The organism is Lichenibacterium minor (genome assembly GCF_004137685.1).
Classification (GTDB): domain Bacteria; phylum Pseudomonadota; class Alphaproteobacteria; order Rhizobiales; family Beijerinckiaceae; genus Lichenihabitans; species Lichenihabitans minor.
The window spans coordinates 62,658-83,984 of the sequence record NZ_QYBB01000012.1 but is presented as its reverse complement, the minus strand read 5'-3'; the positions used below and the strand labels follow the sequence as shown (position 1 = coordinate 83,984).

Here is a 21,327-nt window from a genome sequence, read left to right as displayed (position 1 = left end):
CCGCACACCATAGGGCAGGCGCGGCGGGATGGGGAGCGGCAGCGCCCGGGTCAGCGCTGGCCGAAGCTCGCGTCCAGGAACAGGTCCTTGTGTTCGCGCGGCTGGCAGCGCCAGTACTGCTTCGGCGCCCGCACTTTGGCGCCCAGCGTCGCGGCCGCGTGCCAGGGCCAGCGCGGGTCGTAGAGCATGGCGCGGGCGAGCGACACGGCATCCGCCAGGCCTTCCGCCACGATCGCTTCGGCCTGCTCGGCTTCCGTGATCAGGCCCACGGCGATGACGGGGATGCCGACCGCGTCCTTCACCGTGGTGGCGAACCCGACCTGGTAGTTCGGGCCGAGCGCGATGGCCTGGCGCGGCGAAACGCCGCCCGAGGACACGTGGACCGCCGCGCAACCGCGCCGCTCCAGCTCCCGCGACAGCGCGACCGTGCCGTCGATGTCCCATCCGCCCTCGACCCAATCCGTGGCCGACAGCCGCATCCACACCGGGCGCTCCGCCGGGAAGGCGTCGCGCACGACGTCGAAGACCTCGAGGGCGAAGCGCATGCGGTTCTCGAGGCTGCCGCCATACGCGTCCGTCCGCCGGTTGGCGAGCGGCGACAGGAACTCGTGGACGAGGTAGCCGTGGGCTCCGTGGATCTCGATGCCCTCGATGCCGAGCCGTGCGGCCCGTTTCGCCGCTTCGGCGAAATCGCGCTTCACCCGCGCGATCCCGTCGAGGTCCAGGGCCACGGGCGCGTGCTCGTCCTCGGCGTGGGCGATCGCCGAGGGCGCCTCGGTCTGCCAGCCGCGCGGCTCGCCCGGGCCGATCTGGTGGCCTCCCTCCCACGGGGCGAAGCTCGACGCCTTGCGGCCGGCATGGGCGAGCTGGACCGCCACCGGCATCGGCGAATGCCGGCGCATCGCCGCCAGCACCCGGCCGAGTGCCGCCTCGGTGTCGTCGGAATACAGACCCAGGTCGTCGGGGGTGATGCGCCCTTCCGGCGACACCGCCGCGGCTTCGGTGATCAGCAGCCCCGCGCCCGACAGGGCGAGGGTGCCGAGGTGCATGGTGTGCCAATCGGTGGCGCGGCCCTCGTCGGCCGAATATTGGCACATGGGCGCGATGACGATCCGGTTATCGAGGTCGAGCGACCCGATCCTCAGGGGTTGGAACAGCTGGCTCACGGGTGTCGACCTCGTCGTCTCGGGATGTGCGGTGGATGGACGGCCGGATCAGGCCGCCCCGTCCAGCTCCTTCACGCCGCTGTTGCGGTCCGCGTAGGCGGCCTTGAACGTCGGGCGCGCGACGCACCGGCGCCAGAACCTGTCGAGCTGCTCGAAGCGCTCGTCGAGCGGCGTCGCGTTGACGGGGAACTTCGAGAACGCGATGGCGGTGCACAGCGTCATGTCGGCGAAGGTGGGGTCCTGGCCGCCGAGCAGCCAGTCGCGACCGTCCGACAGGTGGCGGTCCACCAGGCCCGAATGCGCCAGGGCCTCCTTGCGGCAATGCTCGCCCCAGGCCTTGTTCTCCGTCAGCTCCAGCTTCGGGCCGAGGCCCTGGTGCATGACGTGGAACATGGTGGTGATGCGGTACAGGATCTGCACCCAGATGCGGGCGTCCCACATCGTATCGAGGCCCTGCTCCTCGGGCGTGGCGCCCATGATCTTGCGGCCCTCGAAGGCGCCGTCGAGGTAGCGCGCGATGGCGGTGGTTTCGCTGATGAAGGAGCCGTCCCGCAGCTGCAGGGTCGGGGTTTCGCCCCAGGGGTTCATCTTGAGGTGCTTCCAGCCGCGCTGTTCGCCGCCCGGCGCCATGTCGTAGACGACCTCGTCGAAATGCCCGGCGATGCCCTTCTCGTGCATGAACAGGCGCAGGCGCTGCGGGTTCGGGAAGGCGGAAGGCGAGGTGTAGAGCTTGAGCTTGTCGGCCATGGGATACTCTCGATCGTGTGCGGGTTGAGGTTCGGCGCCGGGCCGGTGCGGGTACCTACGCCCGGGCGCGGCCGATCGTTTCGCCGACCGGCCGGGGTTTGTGCGGGCCGGACCTCGGCTCGACATCCGCCCGCCCAGGGGGCAGAACGGCCGCGACCCCGACCCCAGCCAGCGGCGATACCCTGTCCATGAAGAACGGCATCCATTTCCTGTCCGGCCTGCCCCGCTCGGGCTCGACGTTGCTCGGCGCGCTGCTGAAGCAGAACCCGAAGCTCCATTCCGGAATGTCGAGCCCCGTGGGAGGGCTGGTCGGCCGCGTCCAGGGCGCCATGGGGCCGCGCAGCGAATTCAGCTCCATGATGACGGACCAGCACCGCCGCAACATCCTCGGCGCCGTCTTCGAGGGCTTCTACAAGGATGTCCAGGCCGACAGGACGGTGATCGACACCAATCGCGTCTGGTGCGCCAAGCTGCCCCTCATCGACGCCCTCTACCCCGACGCCAAGGTCATCGTCTGCGTGCGCGACCTCGTGTGGATCGTGGACAGCTTCGAGCGCGTCCTGCGCAAGAACGCGCTCGGCGTGTCGAAGATGTTCCAACAGAAGGACGCCCTGACGGTCCACACCCGCGTCAACTCGCTGGCGTCGCCGGGCGGTACGGTCGGCTTCGCCTGGAACGCCACGCAGGAGGCCTTCTACGGCGAGTTCTCCGACAAGCTGATCCTGGTCGATTACGAGGCCCTGTGCCGCGAGCCGAAGCGCACGCTGGAGCTCATCTACGCCAAGCTCGGGATGGAGGCCTTCGAGCACGACTTCGAGAACGTGGTCTATTCCGAGGGCGACAGCTTCGACGCCGACCTCGGCGTCCCGGGGCTGCACACGGTCGGGCGCAAGGTGCGCTTCTCTGAACGGCCCACCATCCTGCCGCCGGAACTCTACGAGCGCTTCTCGGGCCGCAACTTCTGGCGCCGACCGGGCGGCAACCCGCGCGGCGTCGAAGTGATCCTGCCGTCGGTGCCGCGGGACGGGCCGCGCCGCCCCATGGCGCCCAACCCCGGCATGAACCAGGGCGGCCGCATGGCGATGGGCCGCATGCGCCCGCCCGCCGGCGCCTGATCGGACGCTCGCTGCTGCGGGGACCGGCACCCCGCGGCGCCGAGCGTCACGCCTTGGTGGGGGCGCCGTCGAGCAGGGCGACCACCTCCTGCGGCGTTTCCTTCACGGGGACGATGCGGGCCGACTCCTTGTCGACCGCGGTGGTCAGCAGCACCGCCCCGCCGGTCTTGTTGGGCGCGATCACCACCACCTGATCCATGTTGACGTGGATGGTCACGCCGGTGTTGGCCTGGGTGAGCCGGAGGAAGCGCATTCTGGCGGGGTCCCGTGGGCGGCGTTCATGCCGGGTTGATCCGACGCCGCTTATGCGCGGGAGCCTGCGCCGTCGCAAGGCGGGCGAACCCGGCCGGGCCGGCAAACGTTGGTGCGCCACAGATGAGGACCACACCATGACGGGCGACAAGCAGCACGACGCCACGACCGAGTTCAACGAGGCGCTGGCGGCGGGCTTCGCGGCGAACAACTTCGACGCGATCGGCCCGTTCTACACCGAAGACGCCACCCTGCTGCCGCCCCGCGGCAAGCCGCTGGACGGGCGCGCCGCGGCGTCGGCCTTCTGGGCGAGCGTCGCGAACCGGTTCAAGTCCGTCGCCTTCACCACCGTGGCCGTGAAGGACCTCGGCGACGCCGCGCGCCGCGAAACCGGCACCTACGTCATGGGCGGCGAAGCCCAGGCGGCGGAAGGCAAATACGTCTTCGTGTGGCAGCTCGTCGACGGCGAATGGCAGATCGAGAGCGCCATCTGGAACCGCGGCGGCGACGGAAGCGCCGCCCGGCGGCAGGGCCAGGGGCAAGCACAAGGGCAAGGCCAGGGACAGCGCCGGCCGGGCGCCGGGCAGGGGGGCGGCTACCGTCGCGGCGGTGGTGGCGGCGGCCAGGGGGCCGGCGCCGGGCAGGGCGGCTACCGCCAGGGCCCCGGCGCGGGCGGGAGCGGCTATCGCGCGGGCGGCGGCCGCCCCTCGTTCCAGGCCGGTGGCGCGGCGGGCGGGCGGCGCGGCGGCGGCGGGCACCAGGACGGAGGCGCCGGGGGCGGCTCGCTGTATGACGGCGACGCCGGCCTTTATTCCAACCCGAAGGGCTGAGCGCGGCTCGCCCGCCCTCGACACCCTCGACAGATGCATCACGGGACGAGTCTCATGCGCAACATCATCGCTGCCCTCCTGGTCTGCGGCGCGGCCGTGCCGGCCTTCGCCCAGGACGTGTCGGGCGCGCGCGACGCGAGCGGCAAGTTCACCGCAGCCCTCAGCTCCGGCGACGCCCAGGCGGCGGCAGCCTACCTGACCGACGACGCCGTGGCGTTGCCGCCCGGCCGGGCCCCGATCAACGGCAAGGCCGAGATCCAGCGCTTCCTCGGCAACATGACCCACGCGGTGAAGAACCTGAAATACACCTCGGAGGACGTGAAGGCGATCGACGACAACACGGTGCGCGAGGTCGGCACCTTCGCGTTCAAGATGCGCGACAAGGACATCGACGGCAAATACCTGCTGGTCTGGACCAAGGTGGGAAGCGACTGGAAGGTCGCCGCCGACATGTGGAACCGCAGCTCCACCGGCGGCGGCAAGGCCGGCCGCGGCGGCCGCCAGGGCGGTGGCGCCGGCAAGGGCGGCGACGACGCGGAGTGACCCCGGCGGGCGGCGAACAAGCGGCCGCGGCGGCGCGTTGGCGGCCGCAGGAGTCGTCACGATGATCAGATTGAAACCGCTGGCCGAGCAGACGATCGTCATCACGGGGGCGTCGAGCGGCATCGGCCGCGTCACGGCGCTCGCGGCGGCCCGGCGCGGCGCCAGGTTGGTGCTGACGGGCCGCGACGAGGCCGCCCTGCGCGATGTCGCCGAAACCATCGCGACCCGCGGCGGCACGGCCCGCCATGTCGCCGGGGACGTGGCACGACGCGAGGACGTGGAAGCGGTCGCCGCCCTGGCGACGGACGCCTTCGGCGGCTTCGACACCTGGGTGAACAACGCCGGTGTGGCGATGTTCTCGCGCCTCGACGAGACGGTGGAGGAGGACGCGCGGCGCCTGTTCGACACCAATTTCTGGGGCACCGTGCACGGCTCGCTGACGGCCTTGAAGACCCTGAAGGCGACGGGGGGCGCGCTCGTCAACGTCGGCAGCATCGCGGGAGACTTCGGCGTGCCGGTTCAGGGCATGTATTCGGCGAGCAAGCACGCGGTGCGGGCCTTCACCGACACGCTGCGCATCGAACTCGAAACCGAGGGCGCGCCGGTTTCGGTGACGCTGGTGAAGCCGGCCGCGGTGGCGACGCCGATCATCGCCAACGTCGGCAACACCACGGGACGCGAGGCCAAGCTGCCGCAGCCCCACTACGCGCCCGAGGAGGTCGCCCACGCGATCCTCTACGCCGCCGAGCACCCGCAGCGCGACATCTACGTCGGCGGCACGGGCCGGCTGATGTCGCTCTTCGCCCAGGCGGCGCCGCACCTCGCCGACAAGGTCAGCGCCCGCTTCGGCGAGGACGCCCAACTCGGCGCCCCCGCGGACGGGCACGCCGACAACCTCCACACCCCCGGCGACCACGCGGCGAAGCACGACCCGGCCGACACGGGCCGGCGGAGCCTCTACACCCGCGCGACGCTCGACCCGAACTCGCCGGTGGCGGCCGCCACGGCGGCGAGCGGGGCGCTGTTCGACCTCGCCCTGTCCATCCTGGCGCCGCGCCGGAAGTGACCGCCATGACGCCCGGGACCGACCCCGCCGCTTCGGCCGCCGCCGCACCCGCGGCGGGCGGAAACCCGCCGCTGCCCTTCCTGCTCGGGCTGAGCGGGCTCGTCCCGTTCTGGGGCCTGGCGCTCGCCAAGGCGACCGGGTGGCCGCATGCGATTCCGGCCGGCGAGGTCGACGCCATGCTGGCCACCTATGCCGCCACCATCCTGTCCTTCCTCGGGGGGATCCGGTGGGGCGTCGCCGTGGCGGCGGCGGGCCGACCGCGGGTCGCCACCGACTTCGTCTTCGGGGTGACGCCGCAGCTCTTCGCCTGGGGCGCCCTCGTCCTGCCGGACCCGTGGCGCTTCTGGGTGCTGGGCATCGGCGTGCTGGCTCTCGGCCCCATCGACCGGAACCTCGTCGCGCGGGGCCTGGCGCCCGACTGGTTCGGCCGCCTGCGGATGATCCTCAGCCTCGGCGCCGGCGCGGCGCTCTTCGTCGCGGCCCTGTCCTGAAAATGCAAAAGCCCGGGGCCGCGTCGCGGTCCCCGGGCCGGCATGTCGGGGCGAGGCCGCGAAGGCGGCCCCGCGGGCGGATCAGTCCGGACGGCCACCGCGCGCGGCGGCGCAGACCGGCCGGAGTTCCTTGGAGCTGACGCCGTAGCCGGAGTCGATCGACACTTCCGCGAGGGGGCAGGGCGCGAGCCGTCCGCCGATCACGGCGGCGTCAGCCGTCTGCGGGGGGTTGAACAGGGCGACGCCGATCAGGGTGGCGACGACGGCGGCGATGCCCGAGGACAGGCCGAGGATGGCTTTGTTACGCATGATGCTCCCGCGCAAGCATGGCGCCCGATGGCGCTGGGTCGAGCGTCGATCCCGCGCGGATTGCCTCTCGCGGGGGGGATGATCGACCGTGAAGGGTCTGGTTAGGCGCCCGCCGGACAGCCCGCTAGTGCAGGGCCGCCACAGTCAGGCTTCGGCTTGAGAATGCGCGGCGCCGCCTCGCGGTTCCCCCACATGCGGCAAGCCTGCCGCAATTCGGACATGCGATCACCCGGCGACGGCACGGGGGCCCGACGCCCCTTGCGGATGGAACAAAAGCGGTACATCTCGACCCCGAGAGCCCGCGCAACCGAGAGACGACCTTTCCCCGATGGCCAGGACCGCCCCCCCGCCGCCCCTTCCGCCCGCCGAGCCCGTGGTGGTGAAGCTGCGCGAGGCCTTGGAGGAGCGCTATCTCGCCTATGCCCTGTCGACCATCATGGGCCGCGCTCTGCCGGACGCGCGCGACGGCCTGAAGCCCGTCCACCGCCGCATCCTGTACGGCATGCAGGTGCTGCGCCTCGACCCCGCGACGGCCTTCAAGAAGTGCGCCAAGATCGTCGGCGACGTGATGGGCGACTTCCACCCCCACGGCGACCAGGCGATCTACGACGCGCTGGTGCGGCTCGCGCAGGACTTCTCGTCCCGCTACCCGCTGGTCGACGGGCAGGGCAACTTCGGCAACATCGACGGCGACCCGGCCGCCGCCTACCGCTACACCGAAGCCCGGATGACGGAGTTCGCCAAGCTCCTGCTCGACGGCATCGAAGACGACACGGTCGACCTGCGCCCCAACTATTCGGGCGACAAGGAGGAGCCGGTGGTGCTGCCGGCGGCCTTCCCGAACCTGCTCGCCAACGGCGCCCAGGGCATCGCGGTCGGCATGGCGACCTCCATCCCGCCCCACAACATCGTCGAGCTGTGCGACGCGTCGCTGCACCTCATCGCCCATCCCGAGGCCGAGAACCCCGAGCTCGTGCGCTTCGTGCGCGGGCCGGACTTCCCCACCGGGGGCGTCCTCGTCGAGGACGAGGCCTCGATGGCGGAAAGCTACCGGACGGGCCGCGGCTCCTTCCGCCTGCGCGCCCGCTGGGCGGTCGAGCCCGGCGAGCGCGGGGCCTGGAGCGTCGTCGTGACCGAGGTGCCCTACGGGGTGCAGAAGTCGCGGCTGATCGAACGGCTGGCGGAGGTGATCAACGAGAAGAAGACGCCGCTGGTCGCCGACGTGCGCGACGAATCCGCCGAGGACGTGCGCGTCGTGATCGAGCCGCGCACCCGTTCGGTGGAGGCGGGGGTGATGATGGAGCACCTGTTCCGGCTGACCGAACTCGAAGTCCGCGTCCCCCTGAACATGAACGTGCTCGTCGACGGCGTCGTGCCCCGGGTCGTGGGGCTGAAGGAGGCCCTGCAGCAGTGGCTCGACCACCGCCGCGCCGTGCTGGTGCGGCAGTCGCGCCACCGGCTGGGCGAGATCGAGCGCCGGCTCGAACTGCTCGCCGGCATGCTGATCGTCTTCCTCAACCTCGACGAGGTGATCCGCATCGTCCGCGAGGAGGACGATCCCAAGGCGGAGCTGAAGCGGACCTTCGCGCTGTCCGAGCTGCAGGCCGACTACGTGCTCGACACGCGGCTCCGCGCCCTGCGGCGCCTCGAGGAGATGCAGCTCCGCAAGGAGCACGACAAGCTCGTCAAGGAGCGCGACAGGCTCGCCGCCCTCGTCGCCGACGAGGCGCGCCAATGGAAGACCGTGGCGGGCCAGATCGGCGACATCCGCAAGCTCTACGGTCCCGACACGCCGCTGGGGCGCCGCCGCACCAGCTTCGCCCCGCTGCCCTATTTCGACGCGACGGTGTCGACGCAAAGCTTCATCGAGCGCGAGCCCGTCACCGTGGTGGTCAGCGACAAGGGCTGGATCCGCACCATGAAGGGCCACGGCGCCGACCTGTCGACCCTGTCGTTCAAGGGCGACGACACGCTGCGCCTGGCGTTCCCGGCCGAAACCACGGGGCGCATCGTCGTGCTGGCGACGGACGGCAAGGTGTTCACGCTCGAGGTCGGCAAGCTGCCGGGCGGCCGCGGCTTCGGCGAGCCGCTGCGCCTGATGGCCGACCTCGGCGAGGGCGAGGACGTGGCGGCGGTGGCGCCGTTCGAGGAGGGCGCGCGCGTTCTCCTGGCGACGAGCGACGGGCGCGGCTTCGTGGCCGCCATGGCGGACCTCGTGGTCGGCACCCGCAAGGGCAAGGCGCTGATGTCGCCGACGGCTCCCGCCAAGGCGAAGCTCATGGTGCCGGCGCGCGGCGACCACGTCGCGGTGGTGAGCAACGATCGCCACATGGCGGTCTTCCCGCTCGTCCAGGTGCCCGCCATGGCGCGCGGCAAGGGCGTCAAGCTTCAGCGCGCCGTCGCGGGCCTGTCGGACCTGCGCGTCTTCACCCTGGCGGATGGGCTGCCCTGGCAGGATGCGTCCGGCAAGGACCACGTGCTGGCCCACAAGGACATCCTGCCCTGGATGGGCAACCGCGCGGACCGCGGCCGCTTGCCGCCCCGCGGCTTCCGCCGCGACAACCGCTTCGGGCCCTGAGGTCGCGGGCGCCCGCAGTGGCGAGGAGGGGCGGGCCGGTGTCGTGGCGGCGGCCTTTTCTCGCGTTTCCCCGTCCCGAGCCCGTCGGCGGACGACGCGGGCGCTCCGCGCCCGGCTCAGGATGGGGGAAAGCGTCCGATCAGGCCGCCGCTGGTGTCACATCCTGCCGGGCGGCAGGATGGCGAGGTTGTCCTTGGGGATGGCGGCGAGCGTCTCGTCGCTGAGGCCGAGGTGTTGCTTCACGAGCTCCGGCGGCAGGGCGGCGAGCCAGTTGTTCAGCGACACGTCCTGGTAGGCCGGCGCCTTGAACATTTCGAGGTAGACGAGGTCGTCCGTGCCCGTGTTCTCGATGTAGTGGGGCAGGGTGGCGGGCGCGTAGCCGACGTCGCTGGGGTTGAAGTCGATCGTGCGCGCGTCGGAATGGTTGGCGAAGAGCGTCATCCGTCCCTTGCCGGAGATCCAGAACTGCCACTCGTCGGCGTTCTGGTGCCAGTGCAGCGAGCGCGTCGCGCCGGGCTTGATCACCACATAGGCGGCGGCGATGTTGCGCGACACGGCGAAGTTCCGGGAGTCGACGATGCGGACCGAGCCGTTGGCGTCCTGCTTCGTCGGCTTCATGTCCAGCATCGAGAACGAGAAGTCGACCGTCGACATCGGATGGTGTTTCGTCATCGCCGCCGCGTCCTGCGACAGGGCCGGCGGCACCGGCGCCGGGAAGATGTACCTGCCGTTGGGCGGGATGTCGTCGAAGGACTTCAGCGCCGCCCGGTCCACGCCCAAGTTCTTGGCGACCAGGTCGCGCGGCGTGTGGATCAGCCAATCGGACAGCAGCGTGGTGTCGTCCTCCGAGAAGCTGCCGTCGTCGAAGACGAGCAGGAACTCGCAGCCATCCGGGCCCAGGCCCTGGATGGAATGCGGCAGCCCCTGCGGGAAGTACCACAGGTCGCCGGCCTTCACGTCCTTGACGAAGGGGTGGCCGTCGCCGTCGAGCGCGGTGATGCGGGCCGCTCCGGTGAGCATCAGCGCCCATTCGTCCGTGGCGTGCCAGTGAAGCTCGCGGATGCCGCCGGCCTCGAGCCGCATGTTGACCCCCGCGAGGTCCTTCGAGATCGGGAAGTCCACGACGTTGACCTGCCGGGCCCAGCCGCCCTCCTGGATGCGGCGGTGGGACAGCGTCATGCTCGACCAGAACTGCTTGACGGTGCCGTGGTCGGAGGCGGGAGGCATGTCCGAGGCGGGGAAGGCCCCCTTGAGGATGCCGTTCTCGGGGCCGGGATCGGTCGCACTGGCGTCCTTCATGCCGGCCAGGGTCGTGGCGCGCGACTGAGCCTGGGCGGCACCGGCCACGAGGCCGAGCCCGGCGGCGGCACCGGCGCCCAGCGCCGCGCGACGGGACAGCGCGAAGCCGGCGACCTCGCGGCGGGGATCGCCGGGGGCTTTCTCGATGGGATCAGACATTGCACGCAATCCTCGGGGTGACGGCTTCGCGGCGCCAACGTCGGGCACCCGAGCCGGGTCCCTCACGTCGCCGGTTCGAGCTTCACCACGATCGCCTTCGGGTCGTGGCGGTAATAGCTGCCGTCCTGGACGTCGATGGCGCGGCCGAGCGCGTCGGCGCTGAGCTTGAGCTCCGACGCGGCCGCGATGGCGGCGTCGTCGGGCTTGGCGTCCGAACTCGCCGTCTGGGTCACGTAGCCGGTCTTGCTGATCGTCACCGAGATGGCGTCGCGGCGCGGGCCCGACACCGCGCAGGGCGAGGTGCACATCGTGCCGCTGCTCGACACGACATTGGCGCCGGGCGGGTCCGTGACCACCGCCACCTCGTCCAGCGTGCCGCGGTCGAGCGTGGCGCAGCCGCCGACACAGAATGCGAGGAGGAGGGCGACGCGGGGACGCATCGCGCTACGCCTCGGGTCGCGCGCGGGCCGGCTTCGCCGCGGGCCCGGCCGACGCCGTCAGGGTCACGTCCACGGCATTCGGCACGTGTTCGAGCGCCCCTCCCGTCGCGGCGTCGACGGCGAGCCCGAGGCCCGCCGTGGCGATGTTCTCGGTCGCCAGCGCGGCGCCCGTGCCGGAAATGCGCGTCGCCACCGCGACCGTCCGGCTCGCGAAGCCGGCCTTCGACACCGTCACGGTGAAAACCGCGTCGCGCCGGACCGTGAGGGTGCAGGGCGTGGCGGCGCAGCTGGCCCCGACCGAGGAGGTGACGGCGGCGCCGGGCGGCTCGGAGATCACCGCCACCTCGTCGTCGAGGCCGCGGGTCAGCGTCGCGCATCCGCAAAGGCCGACAGCCAGCGTCGCCATCACGGCCAGCCTTCGAACCCTCGCGACGCCGCGCATCCCGCATCTCCACCAGACTGAGCAGATTGTAACCTAAAACTGAGTCGATGCTAAGCCTTTCCTGCACCGCCTCCGCCCACGGCGTCGCGGTTCTGGCCGTGGGTTGGGCGGGGAACGCCGGGATGGTAGGATGGCGGCCGGTCCAGCCCCGCCGCCTGTCGCGGCCCGGCGGCAGGCCGGGCGGAGGAGCGGGGGAATGACGGGCCACACGGGACGCGCGACGACGCCCTATCTCGCGGCCGCGCGGTTCTCGGTCGCGCCTATGATGGACTGGACCGACACCCATTGCCGGACGTTCCACCGCATCCTGTCGCGACGCGCGCTGCTCTACACCGAGATGGTCACCACCGGCGCGATCATCCACGGCCCCCGCGCGCGGCTGCTCGCCCACGATGCCTCGGAGCACCCCGTCGCGCTGCAGCTCGGCGGCAGCGATCCCGCCGAGCTCGCGGAAGCGGTGCGGATCGCGGAAGCCTTCGGCTACGACGAGGTCAACCTCAACTGCGGCTGCCCGTCCGACCGCGTCCAGAACGGGCGCTTCGGCGCCTGCCTGATGCGCGAGCCGGACCTCGTCGGGCGCTGCGTCGCGGCGATGAAGGGCGCGACCGCGATGCCGGTGACGGTGAAGTGCCGCATCGGCGTCGACGACCAGGACCCCGTCGTGGCGCTGAACGCCCTCGTCGATGCCGTCGTGGCGGCGGGGGTCGACGGCGTGATCGTCCATGCCCGCAAGGCGTGGCTGCAGGGACTTTCGCCGAAGGAGAACCGCGACGTGCCGCCGCTCGACTACGGCCTCGTCCACGACCTGAAGCGCGAGCGGCCGGAGCTTTTCGTGGCCATCAACGGCGGCCTCGCCGACAACGACGCCGCGGCGGAGCAGCTGGTTGGCCTCGACGGCGTCATGCTGGGGCGAGCCGCCTACGGCACGCCCGAACTGCTGCTCGACGTCGACCGCCGGTTCTTCGGGGGCGCGCGCCCCGTCGCCGACGCCTTCGAGGCGGTCGAACTCTTCGTGCCCTACATGGCGCGCAAGCTCGGCGAAGGCGTGCGGCTCCACGACATGACCCGCCACCTGCTCGGCCTGTTCACCGGGCTGAACGGCGCTCGTGCCTGGCGCCGCCACCTCGCCACCGAGGCGGTGAAGCCGGGCGCCGGGGTGGCGGTGGTCCGCGACGCCCTGGCCAAGGTGGCCCGTCCCGACGGGGCCGTCGAACGCGCCGCCTGACAGCGCCTATTCTGTGGACGTGCGGCATGCAGGGCGGCGAGACTTTGGGCACAACGTGGCGCGACATCGAACGAAGTGTTTCCCGATGGTGATCGCGCCCTAAAACAAATTTTATAGGACGAGAAAACTTGCGGGTGCGGCGTCGCGCCCCGATGATCGACTGCAACGGTTCGGCCCGAGGGGGCGTTGACGGGCCGGGAGTTCATCGATGGGTCTCGTCCTCTACGCCTTGAAGAACCGCGTCACGTTCTACGTGATGGGCGTGCTGATCCTGCTCGCCGGCATCGGCACCTCGGCCATCGCGCCCAAGGACGTGCTGCCGGCCGTCGACATCCCCGTCGTCGTCATCGTGTGGACCTACACGGGCCTCGACACGACCGACATGGCCCAGCGGATCACGACGTACAGCGAATTCTCGCTGTCCAACAACGTGAACGACATCAAGCAGATGGAAAGCCAGACGCTGCCCGGTGTCGCCATCGAGAAGGTGTATTTCCAGGGATCGGTCAGCATCGACCTCGCCATCGCCCAGGTGGTGTCGGCGATGAACTCCATCCGCGCCGTGATGCCCACGGGCGTCCAGCCGCCCGTGGTGATGCGCTTCTCCGCGTCCTCGGTCCCGGTGATCCAGCTGTCGCTGTCGTCCGACAAGGAAAGCGGCGCCAAGCTCTACGACTACGGCCAGTACCGCATCCGGCAAACGCTGACCCAGGTGCCCGGCTCGACCCTGCCGTCGCCCTACGGCGGCGCGCCGCGTCAGGTGATGGTCGACCTCGACCTCCACGCCCTGCAGGCGCACGGCCTGACCCCGACGGACGTCACCAGCGCCATCACGGCGCAGAACATCGTGGTGCCGTCGGGCCTGTCGAAGATCGGCGACCAGCAATACCCGATCCGCCTCAACATGAGCCCGGAGGTGATCGACGATCTCAACCGCGTGCCGGTGAAGGTGGTCGACGGCACGCCCATCCTCATCCGGGACGTGGCCCACGTGCGGGACGGCAACCCGCCGCAGCTGAACATCGTCCGCTCGGACGGCCGCCATTCCGTGCTGATGACCATCCTGAAGAACGGCAACGCGTCGACGCTGAGCGTCGTCGACAGCGTGAAGAGCTTCCTGCCGGCGATCCGCGCCGCGGCGCCGAAGGACATGAAGATCACGCCGCTGTTCGACCAATCGGTGTTCGTGTCGGGCGCCATCTCGGACGTGGTCCGGGAGGGCATCATCGCGGCGGCTCTGACCGGCGCCATGATCCTGATGTTCCTCGGGTCGTGGCGCTCGACCCTGATCGTGCTCGTGTCGATCCCGCTCGCCATCCTGACGTCGCTGACGATCCTGTATTTCCTCGGCGAAACGATCAACATCATGACGCTGGGCGGCCTCGCCCTGGCGGTCGGCATCCTGGTCGACGACGCCACCGTGGCGATCGAGAACACCTATCGGCTGATGGAGGACGGGCGCTCCTTCAAGGATTCGGTGGTGGAAGGCGGCGCGGGCATCGCCAAGCCGGCGCTGATCTCGACGCTGTCGATCTGCTCGGCCTTCGTGTCGGTGTTCTTCCTCACCGACACGCCGCGCTACCTGTTCGTGCCCCAGGCCATGGCGGTCGTCTTCGCCATGCTGGCCTCCTACCTTCTGTCCCGCACGCTGGTGCCGATCCTCATCGACGTGCTGGTGAAGCGCGAGTTCGACCAGCGTCGCGAAGCCGCGGGCGACGACGCGCCGAAGGGCTTCTTCGGCCGCTTCCACGCTGGGTTCGAGCGGCGCTTCGCCCGGTTCCACCGGGGCTACATCGGGCTGCTGCACGGCGCACTGGACCACAGGTTCGCCACCTTCGCGGTCGTGGCGGCCGTGCTGGCGATGGGCGGGACGCTGCTGGAGCTGGTGGGGCGCGACTACTTCCCGCAGATCGACGCCGGCGCGATGACGCTGCACATCCGCACGCGCCCCGGCCAGCGCATCGAGGCGGCCGAGAAGCGCTTCGCCGAGGTCGAGGAGGTGGTCAAGCAGGTCGTGCCGCCGAAAGACCTCGACCTCATCCTCGACAACATCGGCCTGCCGTCCAGCAACTACAACTTCGCCTTCGGCGACGGTTCCTTCGTGGCCTACAACGACGGCCAGATGCTGATCTCGCTGAAGGAGGGCCACGGCCCCACGGCGGCCTACATGGCCAAGCTGCGCGACGTGCTGCCGCAGAAGTTCCCCGACACGATCTTCTACTTCCAGCCCTCGGACATCATCACCCAGACGCTGGACTTCGGCACCATCACGGCAATCGACGTGCAGGTGAACGGCCGCAATCAGGCGCAGGACCTCGCCGCCGCCAAGGCCATCGAGGCGCGGCTCAAGGCGGTGAAGGGCGCCGTCGACGTGCACATCCAGCAGGTGCTCGACACCCCGGAATTCGTCGCCGACGTCGACCGCCGCATGGCCTCCGAGATGGGCCTGACCGAGCAGCAGATCGCCAATGCGATGAACATCTCGCTGTCGGGCTCCTACCAGGTGACGCCGAACTTCTGGGCCGACCCCAAGTCCGGCATCCCCTACCAGCTCTGGGTCCAGACGCCCGAATATCGCAACGACAGCCTGACCGCGCTGAAGAACACCCCGCTCCTCGTGCAGGCGGCGGCGACCGGGGGCGGCAGCGCGACGAGCAACACGCTCGACATGCTGTCGAGCGTCGCCACCATGCGCCGCACGTCCGAGCAGACGGTCATCAACCACGTCAACACCCAGCCGACCTACGACGTCTACGCGTCGGTGCAGGACCGCGACCTCGGTTCCGTGCAGAAGGACATCGCATCCATTGTCCGGGACGAGCAGGCGAAGCTGCCGGCGCCCGACAAGATCACCGTGCGGGGCCAGATCGAGAGCATGGACTCGGCGTTCCTGCATATCGAGGTCGGCCTCGCCATCGCGGTGATCGCCGTCTACCTGCTGATGGCGGTGAACTTCCAAAGCTGGGGCGACCCCTTCGTGGTGATCTGCGCGCTGCCCATCGCCTTCTGCGGCATCGTCTTCAGCCTCTACATCACGGGCACCACCCTCTCGATCCCGTCGCTGTTCGGCGCCATCATGGCAGTCGGCGTCGCGTCGTCGAACTCCATCCTGCTCGTCACCTTCGCGCGCGAGCATCGCGAGGAAACGGGATGCTCGGCCGCCGAAGCCGCCATCGCGGCGGGGGAAACGCGGCTGAGGCCCGTGCTGATGACGGCCGGGGCGATGTTCGTCGGCCTGATCCCGATGGCGATCGGCATCGGCGAAGGGTCGGAGCAGAATGCCGCCCTGGCTCGCGCCGTTCTGGGCGGCGTGGCCTTCGGCACCTGCGCCACCCTGGTCTTCGTGCCGTTCCTGTATGCCTTGCTGCGCCGCGGCAAGTTCCAGCCCGTCGAGGACTACCTGTGATGGACCAGCTCGCGCCACGGCCGCAGGAGCACGACGGCGATCGCGACGGTGCCCCGGCGGAGGACGAGCACGACATCCTGACGCTCGCTCCGGACCGTGACGACGAGGGCGACGGCCGCGACGAGGCGTCCAAGCCCGGCATGCCGTCGCGCTGGATCTTCGTGGGCGTGCTCGTCGTGGTCGCCCTCGCCCTGGCCTGGGGGTACTACCGCCACGCGCAGACGGGGGCCGCCGCCACGGCCACGCAGCAGCGGCAGGCGGATGCGGTGCCCAACGTTCGCGTCGTCGCGGCGCGGACGGAGGACGGGCCGGTGGAGCTGACGCTCCCCGGCGAAACGCAGCCATTCGCCACCGCCAACATCTACGCCCGGGCCACGGGCTACATCACGGAGCGGCGCGTCGACATCGGGTCGAGGGTGAGGAAGGGCGACCTCCTCGTGCATATTTCGGCGCCCGACCTCGACCAGCAGCTCGAATCCGCCATCGCGACGCTGGGGCAGGTCGAGGCGGCGCTGCTGCAGGCCAACGCCAACGTCAGCCAGTCGGAGGCGAACCTCGACCTCGCCAAGGTCAACCTGCAGCGCGCCCAGGCGCTGGTGGGGAAGGGGTTCGAAACCCTGCAGAACCGCGACCAGCTCCAGGCCAACCAGGTCGCGCAGGGCGCCAACCTCGATTCGGCGCGGGCGGGCGTCAAGGTGGCCGAGGCCAACGTGAAGGCGCAGGGGGCCAACATCGACCGCTTGAAGGCGCTCACCGCCTTCGAGGACGTGCGCGCGCCCTTCGACGGCGTGGTGACGGTGCGCAACGTCGACCTCGGCGCACTGGTCAACGCCGACGCGTCGACGGGCACGCCGATGTTCACCGTCGACGAGGACGACGTGCTGCGCGTCTTCGTGCAGGTGCCGCAGAACTCCTCGCTCGGCGTGCGCGACGGGCTGCGGGCGAGGATCACGGTTCCGCAACTGCCGGGCAAGACCTTCGTCGGCAAGGTGACGCGGTCGTCCCTGGCGCTGCAATCCTCGGCCCGGACGCTGACCGTCGAGGTCGACATTCCGAACGAGGCCGGCGCCCTGCGCTCGGGCCTCTACGCCTATGTGACGCTCGACATCCCGCGCATCCACCCCGACGTGGTGCTGCCGGCCGAAACCCTGATCTTCGACGCGAGCGGGACGCACGTGGCCGTCGTGGGCGACGGCGACAAGGTCCGGATGGTGAAGGTCGACATCCGGCGCGACTTCGGCACCTCGCTCGAGGTCGAAGGCGGGCCGAAGGGCGGCGACAAGGTCATCCTCAGCCCTCCCGCGACGCTGAAGGAGGGCGCCAAGGTGAAGATCGAGGAAGAGGACGAGGGCGAGGCCCCGCCGAAGGCGGCGACCGGCACGCCGTCGATGTCGGGCGCCCCCCGGCCCCCGGTCCCGGGCGGCGAGGGAGCGGGCGGCGTCGGCGCCATGGCGGACAAGTGATACCGGCGGGGCGAGCGGGCCTCAGCGGCCCCGCAGCACCAGCTTGTCGTTCGACACGGTGAAGGACGCGAGTTTGTTGAGGTAGCTCATGCCGAGCAGGTTCTCGTGCAGCGCGCCGGGCTTCTCGACCAGCGCTTTGACGTCGAACTGGGTCAGCGGACCGATGGTCAGCGACGGCAGCACGACCTCGGCGGCGAGGCCACGGCCGTTGGCGGTCATCACCTCGACGTCGTAGGCGAGCGAGCGGACGGGGATCTTCAGCCGCGCCGCATCCTCGGAGCGCAACACCACCGAGGACGCGCCCGTGTCGAGCGTGAAGGGCAGGCGGGTGGGCCCGACGCTGGCGTCGAGCGTGAAGCCGCCGTCGGGGCGGCGGAACACCGTGACCTCCTTCGGGCCGCTCTCGACCACCGTGCCCGGCACCAGCACCGCCATGACGCGCTCGGCCACGGTGCCGAGCTCGAACCGGTAGGAGTAGCCGGCCAGCACGGCGAACAGGATCGCCGCCCAGAGCGCGAGGTTGACGAGCCCGGCCGACACGCGCCCCCGGAACATGCCGGGGATGGAGGTCGCCACTATGGCGGCGAAGCCGCCGTAGACGACGATGTTCGTCCAGTCCGAAGGGGTCAGCTCGCTCCAGTCCACCGGTCGGGCCCCCTTCGCATCCCGTTCAACTCGGCACGTTCGCCGGGGTTTCCCCTGCACCGCCGCGCTTCTCCTCGCGGGGACGAGAAGCTAGATGGCGTTGGCGGAACCGCGCCATCCCGCTCAGGGATCGCCGGTGCCCGCTTCCAGCGCCAGGATGCGGTCGGCCCCGAGCCGCATCGGCAGCTCGGCCATCACAGCGATGCGCTGCGGCTCGGACAATCCCCCCCATCCGACGATCTCGTCGATGGTGCGGCCGCAGCCGAGGCAGAGCGCGCTGGGCTCGTCGATGGTGCAGATGCCGATGCAGGGCGAGGAAGCGGTGGACATCCGCATCGGTTAGCCCGCGCGGGGCACGATGAGAAGGCCGACCAGCAGGGCGATATCGCACACCTGTTGACAGGCGCCCGCCACGTCGCCGGTGACGCCCCCGATCTGCCGTTCGGCGACGAGCGTGGTGCCCCAGGCGGCCGACGCGGCCAGACCCAAGGCCAACGCGGCGCGGGACGGGGGCGCGCCCGCGAGGATCGGCAGCGCGAAGCCGAGCGCGAGCGCGCCAGCGCAGGCGATCGGAAAGGCGGCGCCGGGCAGCCGGCCCGCGCCGTGGCCGAGCCCGTCGGCGCGGGCCGGCGGGAGCCGGGCCATCGGCATCAGCCCGAGCCCGCGCGAGGCCGCGGCGGCGGCGGCCAGCGCCGCGCCGGCGAGCACGGGCCCGCCCCGGTCGGCGAGGGCCGCCAGGGCGCCGATGCGCAACGCGAGGGACAGGCCGATCGCCAGGACCCCGTAGGAGCCGAGGCGGCTGTCGCGCATGATCTCCAGCTTGCGGCACCGGGTGGCGCCGCCGCCGAAGCCGTCGGCACAGTCTCCGAGCCCGTCTTCGTGGAGCCCGCCCGTCACCAGCACCGTCGACGACACGGCGGCCGTGGCGGCGACCGCCGACGGTAGGCCCAGCGCCGCCGCACCGGCGAGGGCGGCGGCGCCGAAGGCCCCGACCACGAGCCCGGCCAGCGGGGCCCAGCGCAGGCAGCGGGCGAAGGGGTCCGGGGTATGGGACGCTTCGCACGCCAGCGCCGGCACGGGCAGCCGCGTGTAGAAGCGCAGGCAGGTGACGGCTTCGGCGAGCAGGGCGGCGGGGGGCGGGGGCGCTGGCATGGCGACCCGCTTCTGCCATAAGACGGGCCAGCGTCCCACGCCCCAACCGCCGAGCGCCCCATGTCCAACAGCGGCCTGCCCTTCGACGACATCCGCGCCCTGATGGCGCACCTCCCCCCGCTCGACGCGGAGGCGGCCGCGGCGATCCGGGCGCGCGACGCGCAGCTCACCAAGCCGCCGGGGTCGCTCGGCCGCCTGGAAGACATCGCCGCCTGGCTCGGGGCCGTCCAGGCCAAGGCGATCCCGACCGCGTCCCGGCCGCTCGTCGCGGTGTTCGCCGCCAACCACGGCGTCGCGGCGCGGGGCGTGTCCCCCTATCCCGCCTCGGTGACGGCCGCTATGGTGTCGAACTTCGCGGCTGGGGGCGCCGCCATCAACCAGATCTGCGGCCATCTCGGCCTCGGCCTGAAGGTGTTCGAGCTGGCGCTGGAGATCCCCACCGCCGACATCACGGTCGAGCCCGCGCTGGACGAGGCGGCCTGCGCCGCCACCATCGCCTTCGGCATGGAGGCGATCCACGGCACCGACCTCCTGTGCCTGGGCGAGATGGGCATCGCCAACACCACCGTCGCGGCGGCCGTCTACGCGGCGCTCTTCGGCGGCGAGGTGCGCCATTGGGTCGGGCGCGGCACCGGCGTCGACGATGCCGGCTATGCCCGCAAGGTGGCAGCCGTCGAGGACGCGCTGGCGCTCAACCGCGACCACCTCGGCGATCCCCTGGAGGTGCTGCGGCGCCTCGGGGGCCGCGAGATCGCCGCCATGGTGGGCGCGATCCTGGCGGCGCGCATCGAGCGTGTCCCGGTGATCCTCGACGGCTACGTGGTCTGCGCCGCCGCGGCGGTGCTGCACGCGCTGGACCCGGACGCGCTGGACCATTGCGTGGCCGGCCACCGTTCCGCCGAAGGCGCCCACGGCGACGTCCTCGAACGCCTCGGGAAGAAACCCCTGCTCGACCTCGGGATGCGGCTCGGCGAAGGGTCCGGCGCCGCGCTGGCGGCCGGCATCGTCCGCTCGGCGCTGGCCTGCCACACCGGCATGGCGACCTTTTCGCAGGCGGGGGTGGAAGACAGGGGCTGAATGCCGCGCCGGCGACGCCGCGCGGGGGCCGGCCTCAGGGCGAAGCCGCGTCCGCGTCGGTCGCGCGGGCCTGCGCCCTCACGCTGTCGCGCAGCGGCGCGAGGTTGCGTCGCAGCCAGTCCGGCCCGCGGTCGGAGGTGAGGGCGTAGCCGAACGCCCCGTCGGCCCAGGTCGCCACGCCGAGCGGCGGCACGTCGTCGTCCGAAGCGGTCACGCGCCCGTCGTCGGGCATCGCCCAGCGGGACACGGTGAGGCCGAGGCGGTCGGCGCCGTTCCCGTAGGCCAGGAAGCCGGCCGCGCCGTGGCGCCCCGGCACGATGCGGCCGCCCAGAAGCGTCCAGCCGTGGCGCGACAGGTCGGGGATCCGCACCTCGCCGCCGAGGCGGCGCCCGAACCAGCGCGCCAGCTTCGGCTCCTCGACGCCCGCGATCTCGACGGGGCGTGACGCGTCGGTGAGGTAGGTGCGGTGCGCTTCGGCGGCCCGGGACGCGAGGTCCCGTGCGTCCGCGGGCGCCACGTCCGGGGCGCGGGCGGCGGGCGGCATGAGGCCGAACCCGTCGGTCCCGACGCTCGCCAGGGCGCCGAGCGCGAACCCGATCAGGACCATGCCGACCGACGTCGTCGCCACGATCCCGGCGAGCCGCCGGCCGGGCGTGGCCTCGCCGGGGGCGGCGGCCTTGGCGGCTTCGCGCGGCGGCATCGCCACGGGCAGCAGTCGCACCGGCACGGGTTCGGCCAGCACGGACGCGAACATCGTCCTCAGGCTGTCGTTCTGCCGCCGCCACGCGTCGATGCGGGCCGCCGATTCGGGATCGGAGGCGAGCGATTCGGCCAGGGCCGAAGCGCGGGCGGGCTCGATCCGCCCGTCCACGAGGCCGTTGAGGTCGGCGTCGTCGAACGCCATGTCGGTGTGCATGCGCCT

General features: G+C 71.4%; 21 protein-coding genes. 10 read left to right on the top strand and 11 right to left on the bottom strand.

Translation table 11 applies throughout. The features are described from left to right. Nucleotides 1-50: 50 nt before the first annotated feature. Together D3273_RS12465 and D3273_RS12460 are read right to left on the bottom strand one after the other, a co-directional pair. Nucleotides 51-1,166 (bottom strand): NADH:flavin oxidoreductase/NADH oxidase, encoded by a 1,116-nt coding sequence (locus D3273_RS12465; protein ID WP_129226989.1) that lies wholly within the window; start codon nt 1,164-1,166, stop codon nt 51-53. A gap of 48 nt (nt 1,167-1,214) precedes the next feature. After that, complete coding sequence (locus D3273_RS12460; protein WP_129226987.1) at nt 1,215-1,913, bottom strand: glutathione S-transferase family protein; 699 nt, start codon at nt 1,911-1,913, stop codon at nt 1,215-1,217. Between the two features lie 188 nt (nt 1,914-2,101). Between D3273_RS12460 and D3273_RS12455 the strand changes: the two genes are divergently transcribed. Continuing rightward, nucleotides 2,102-3,028 (top strand): sulfotransferase family protein, encoded by a 927-nt coding sequence (locus D3273_RS12455; protein WP_129226985.1) that lies wholly within the window; start codon nt 2,102-2,104, stop codon nt 3,026-3,028. A gap of 46 nt (nt 3,029-3,074) precedes the next feature. Here D3273_RS12455 and D3273_RS28235 read toward each other — a convergent pair whose 3' ends face one another. Next, the gene (locus D3273_RS28235) at nt 3,075-3,281 is read right to left on the bottom strand and encodes a hypothetical protein (protein WP_165359477.1); all 207 of its coding nucleotides are present in this window, start codon (nt 3,279-3,281) and stop codon (nt 3,075-3,077) included. Nucleotides 3,282-3,417: 136 nt separating this feature from the next. Here D3273_RS28235 and D3273_RS12450 point away from each other — a divergent pair, with 136 nt between their 5' ends. From D3273_RS12450 to D3273_RS12435, 4 genes are all read left to right on the top strand, one after another. Further along, nucleotides 3,418-4,110, top strand: coding sequence for a nuclear transport factor 2 family protein (locus tag D3273_RS12450; RefSeq protein WP_165359476.1), 693 nt, complete (start codon nt 3,418-3,420; stop codon nt 4,108-4,110). 54 nt (nt 4,111-4,164) lie between these two features. Then, on the top strand, nt 4,165-4,653 hold the full coding sequence (locus D3273_RS12445) for a YybH family protein (protein WP_165359475.1): 489 nt from the start codon (nt 4,165-4,167) through the stop codon (nt 4,651-4,653). Between the two features lie 61 nt (nt 4,654-4,714). After that, nucleotides 4,715-5,719 (top strand): SDR family oxidoreductase, encoded by a 1,005-nt coding sequence (locus D3273_RS12440; protein WP_129226979.1) that lies wholly within the window; start codon nt 4,715-4,717, stop codon nt 5,717-5,719. Nucleotides 5,720-5,724: 5 nt separating this feature from the next. Continuing rightward, nucleotides 5,725-6,210 carry a DUF3429 domain-containing protein gene (locus D3273_RS12435; RefSeq protein ID WP_129226977.1) on the top strand — a complete coding sequence of 162 codons (486 nt, stop codon included), beginning with the start codon at nt 5,725-5,727 and terminating at the stop codon, nt 6,208-6,210. 81 nt (nt 6,211-6,291) lie between these two features. Here D3273_RS12435 and D3273_RS12430 read toward each other — a convergent pair whose 3' ends face one another. Next, nucleotides 6,292-6,519, bottom strand: a complete 228-nt coding sequence (locus D3273_RS12430; RefSeq protein ID WP_129226975.1) for a hypothetical protein — start codon at nt 6,517-6,519, stop codon at nt 6,292-6,294. Between the two features lie 328 nt (nt 6,520-6,847). On the opposite strand from D3273_RS12430, the gene parC reads away from it, so the two are divergent. Beyond that, on the top strand, nt 6,848-9,097 hold the full coding sequence (parC, locus tag D3273_RS12425; protein ID WP_129226973.1) for a DNA topoisomerase IV subunit A: 2,250 nt from the start codon (nt 6,848-6,850) through the stop codon (nt 9,095-9,097). Nucleotides 9,098-9,253: 156 nt separating this feature from the next. Here the strand turns inward: parC and D3273_RS12420 are convergent, their stop codons facing one another. The 3 genes from D3273_RS12420 to D3273_RS12410 form a co-directional block, all read right to left on the bottom strand. After that, nucleotides 9,254-10,555 carry a cupin domain-containing protein gene (locus tag D3273_RS12420; RefSeq protein ID WP_129226971.1) on the bottom strand — a complete coding sequence of 434 codons (1,302 nt, stop codon included), beginning with the start codon at nt 10,553-10,555 and terminating at the stop codon, nt 9,254-9,256. Nucleotides 10,556-10,617: 62 nt separating this feature from the next. Beyond that, on the bottom strand, nt 10,618-10,995 hold the full coding sequence (locus D3273_RS12415; protein WP_129226969.1) for a hypothetical protein: 378 nt from the start codon (nt 10,993-10,995) through the stop codon (nt 10,618-10,620). 4 nt (nt 10,996-10,999) lie between these two features. Next, the gene (locus D3273_RS12410; protein WP_207210771.1) at nt 11,000-11,401 is read right to left on the bottom strand and encodes a translation initiation factor 2; all 402 of its coding nucleotides are present in this window, start codon (nt 11,399-11,401) and stop codon (nt 11,000-11,002) included. A 232-nt stretch (nt 11,402-11,633) separates the two neighbouring features. On the opposite strand from D3273_RS12410, the gene dusA reads away from it, so the two are divergent. From dusA to D3273_RS12395, 3 genes are all read left to right on the top strand, one after another. Continuing rightward, complete coding sequence (dusA, locus tag D3273_RS12405) at nt 11,634-12,662, top strand: tRNA dihydrouridine(20/20a) synthase DusA (protein ID WP_129226965.1); 1,029 nt, start codon at nt 11,634-11,636, stop codon at nt 12,660-12,662. Between the two features lie 208 nt (nt 12,663-12,870). After that, nucleotides 12,871-16,068 carry an efflux RND transporter permease subunit gene (locus D3273_RS12400; protein WP_129226963.1) on the top strand — a complete coding sequence of 1,066 codons (3,198 nt, stop codon included), beginning with the start codon at nt 12,871-12,873 and terminating at the stop codon, nt 16,066-16,068. Continuing rightward, on the top strand, nt 16,068-17,531 hold the full coding sequence (locus D3273_RS12395; RefSeq protein WP_129226961.1) for an efflux RND transporter periplasmic adaptor subunit: 1,464 nt from the start codon (nt 16,068-16,070) through the stop codon (nt 17,529-17,531). Before D3273_RS12400 ends, D3273_RS12395 begins: the two co-directional genes overlap by 1 nt. A 21-nt stretch (nt 17,532-17,552) precedes the next feature. Here D3273_RS12395 and D3273_RS12390 read toward each other — a convergent pair whose 3' ends face one another. The 3 genes from D3273_RS12390 to cobS form a co-directional block, all read right to left on the bottom strand. Further along, entirely contained in the window at nt 17,553-18,176 is a 624-nt protein-coding gene (locus D3273_RS12390; RefSeq protein ID WP_129226959.1) for a retropepsin-like aspartic protease family protein, read from the bottom strand. 123 nt (nt 18,177-18,299) lie between these two features. Further along, on the bottom strand, nt 18,300-18,506 hold the full coding sequence (locus D3273_RS12385) for a DUF1289 domain-containing protein (protein ID WP_129226957.1): 207 nt from the start codon (nt 18,504-18,506) through the stop codon (nt 18,300-18,302). A 9-nt stretch (nt 18,507-18,515) separates the two neighbouring features. Further along, a complete protein-coding gene (gene cobS, locus D3273_RS12380) occupies nt 18,516-19,328 on the bottom strand; it encodes an adenosylcobinamide-GDP ribazoletransferase (RefSeq protein WP_129226955.1) in 813 nt (270 codons plus the stop codon). A 60-nt stretch (nt 19,329-19,388) separates the two neighbouring features. Here cobS and cobT point away from each other — a divergent pair, with 60 nt between their 5' ends. Beyond that, nucleotides 19,389-20,405, top strand: a complete 1,017-nt coding sequence (gene cobT, locus D3273_RS12375; RefSeq protein WP_129226953.1) for a nicotinate-nucleotide--dimethylbenzimidazole phosphoribosyltransferase — start codon at nt 19,389-19,391, stop codon at nt 20,403-20,405. A 34-nt stretch (nt 20,406-20,439) separates the two neighbouring features. Here cobT and D3273_RS12370 read toward each other — a convergent pair whose 3' ends face one another. Further along, on the bottom strand, nt 20,440-21,321 hold the full coding sequence (locus tag D3273_RS12370) for an anti-sigma factor family protein (RefSeq protein WP_129226951.1): 882 nt from the start codon (nt 21,319-21,321) through the stop codon (nt 20,440-20,442). Nucleotides 21,322-21,327 lie beyond the last annotated feature (6 nt).

Coding starts and splice junctions, on each gene's coding strand:
- D3273_RS12460 (WP_129226987.1), bottom strand. CDS start 1,913: ATGGCCGACAAGCTCAAGCTCTACACCTCGCCTTCCGCCTTCCCGAAC.
- D3273_RS12455 (WP_129226985.1), top strand. CDS start 2,102: ATGAAGAACGGCATCCATTTCCTGTCCGGCCTGCCCCGCTCGGGCTCG.
- D3273_RS28235 (WP_165359477.1), bottom strand. CDS start 3,281: ATGCGCTTCCTCCGGCTCACCCAGGCCAACACCGGCGTGACCATCCAC.
- D3273_RS12450 (WP_165359476.1), top strand. CDS start 3,418: ATGACGGGCGACAAGCAGCACGACGCCACGACCGAGTTCAACGAGGCG.
- D3273_RS12445 (WP_165359475.1), top strand. CDS start 4,165: ATGCGCAACATCATCGCTGCCCTCCTGGTCTGCGGCGCGGCCGTGCCG.
- D3273_RS12440 (WP_129226979.1), top strand. CDS start 4,715: ATGATCAGATTGAAACCGCTGGCCGAGCAGACGATCGTCATCACGGGG.
- D3273_RS12435 (WP_129226977.1), top strand. CDS start 5,725: ATGACGCCCGGGACCGACCCCGCCGCTTCGGCCGCCGCCGCACCCGCG.
- D3273_RS12430 (WP_129226975.1), bottom strand. CDS start 6,519: ATGCGTAACAAAGCCATCCTCGGCCTGTCCTCGGGCATCGCCGCCGTC.
- parC (WP_129226973.1), top strand. CDS start 6,848: ATGGCCAGGACCGCCCCCCCGCCGCCCCTTCCGCCCGCCGAGCCCGTG.
- D3273_RS12420 (WP_129226971.1), bottom strand. CDS start 10,555: ATGTCTGATCCCATCGAGAAAGCCCCCGGCGATCCCCGCCGCGAGGTC.
- D3273_RS12415 (WP_129226969.1), bottom strand. CDS start 10,995: ATGCGTCCCCGCGTCGCCCTCCTCCTCGCATTCTGTGTCGGCGGCTGC.
- D3273_RS12410 (WP_207210771.1), bottom strand. CDS start 11,401: ATGGCGACGCTGGCTGTCGGCCTTTGCGGATGCGCGACGCTGACCCGC.
- dusA (WP_129226965.1), top strand. CDS start 11,634: ATGACGGGCCACACGGGACGCGCGACGACGCCCTATCTCGCGGCCGCG.
- D3273_RS12400 (WP_129226963.1), top strand. CDS start 12,871: ATGGGTCTCGTCCTCTACGCCTTGAAGAACCGCGTCACGTTCTACGTG.
- D3273_RS12395 (WP_129226961.1), top strand. CDS start 16,068: ATGGACCAGCTCGCGCCACGGCCGCAGGAGCACGACGGCGATCGCGAC.
- D3273_RS12385 (WP_129226957.1), bottom strand. CDS start 18,506: ATGTCCACCGCTTCCTCGCCCTGCATCGGCATCTGCACCATCGACGAG.
- cobS (WP_129226955.1), bottom strand. CDS start 19,328: ATGCCAGCGCCCCCGCCCCCCGCCGCCCTGCTCGCCGAAGCCGTCACC.
- cobT (WP_129226953.1), top strand. CDS start 19,389: ATGTCCAACAGCGGCCTGCCCTTCGACGACATCCGCGCCCTGATGGCG.
- D3273_RS12370 (WP_129226951.1), bottom strand. CDS start 21,321: ATGCACACCGACATGGCGTTCGACGACGCCGACCTCAACGGCCTCGTG.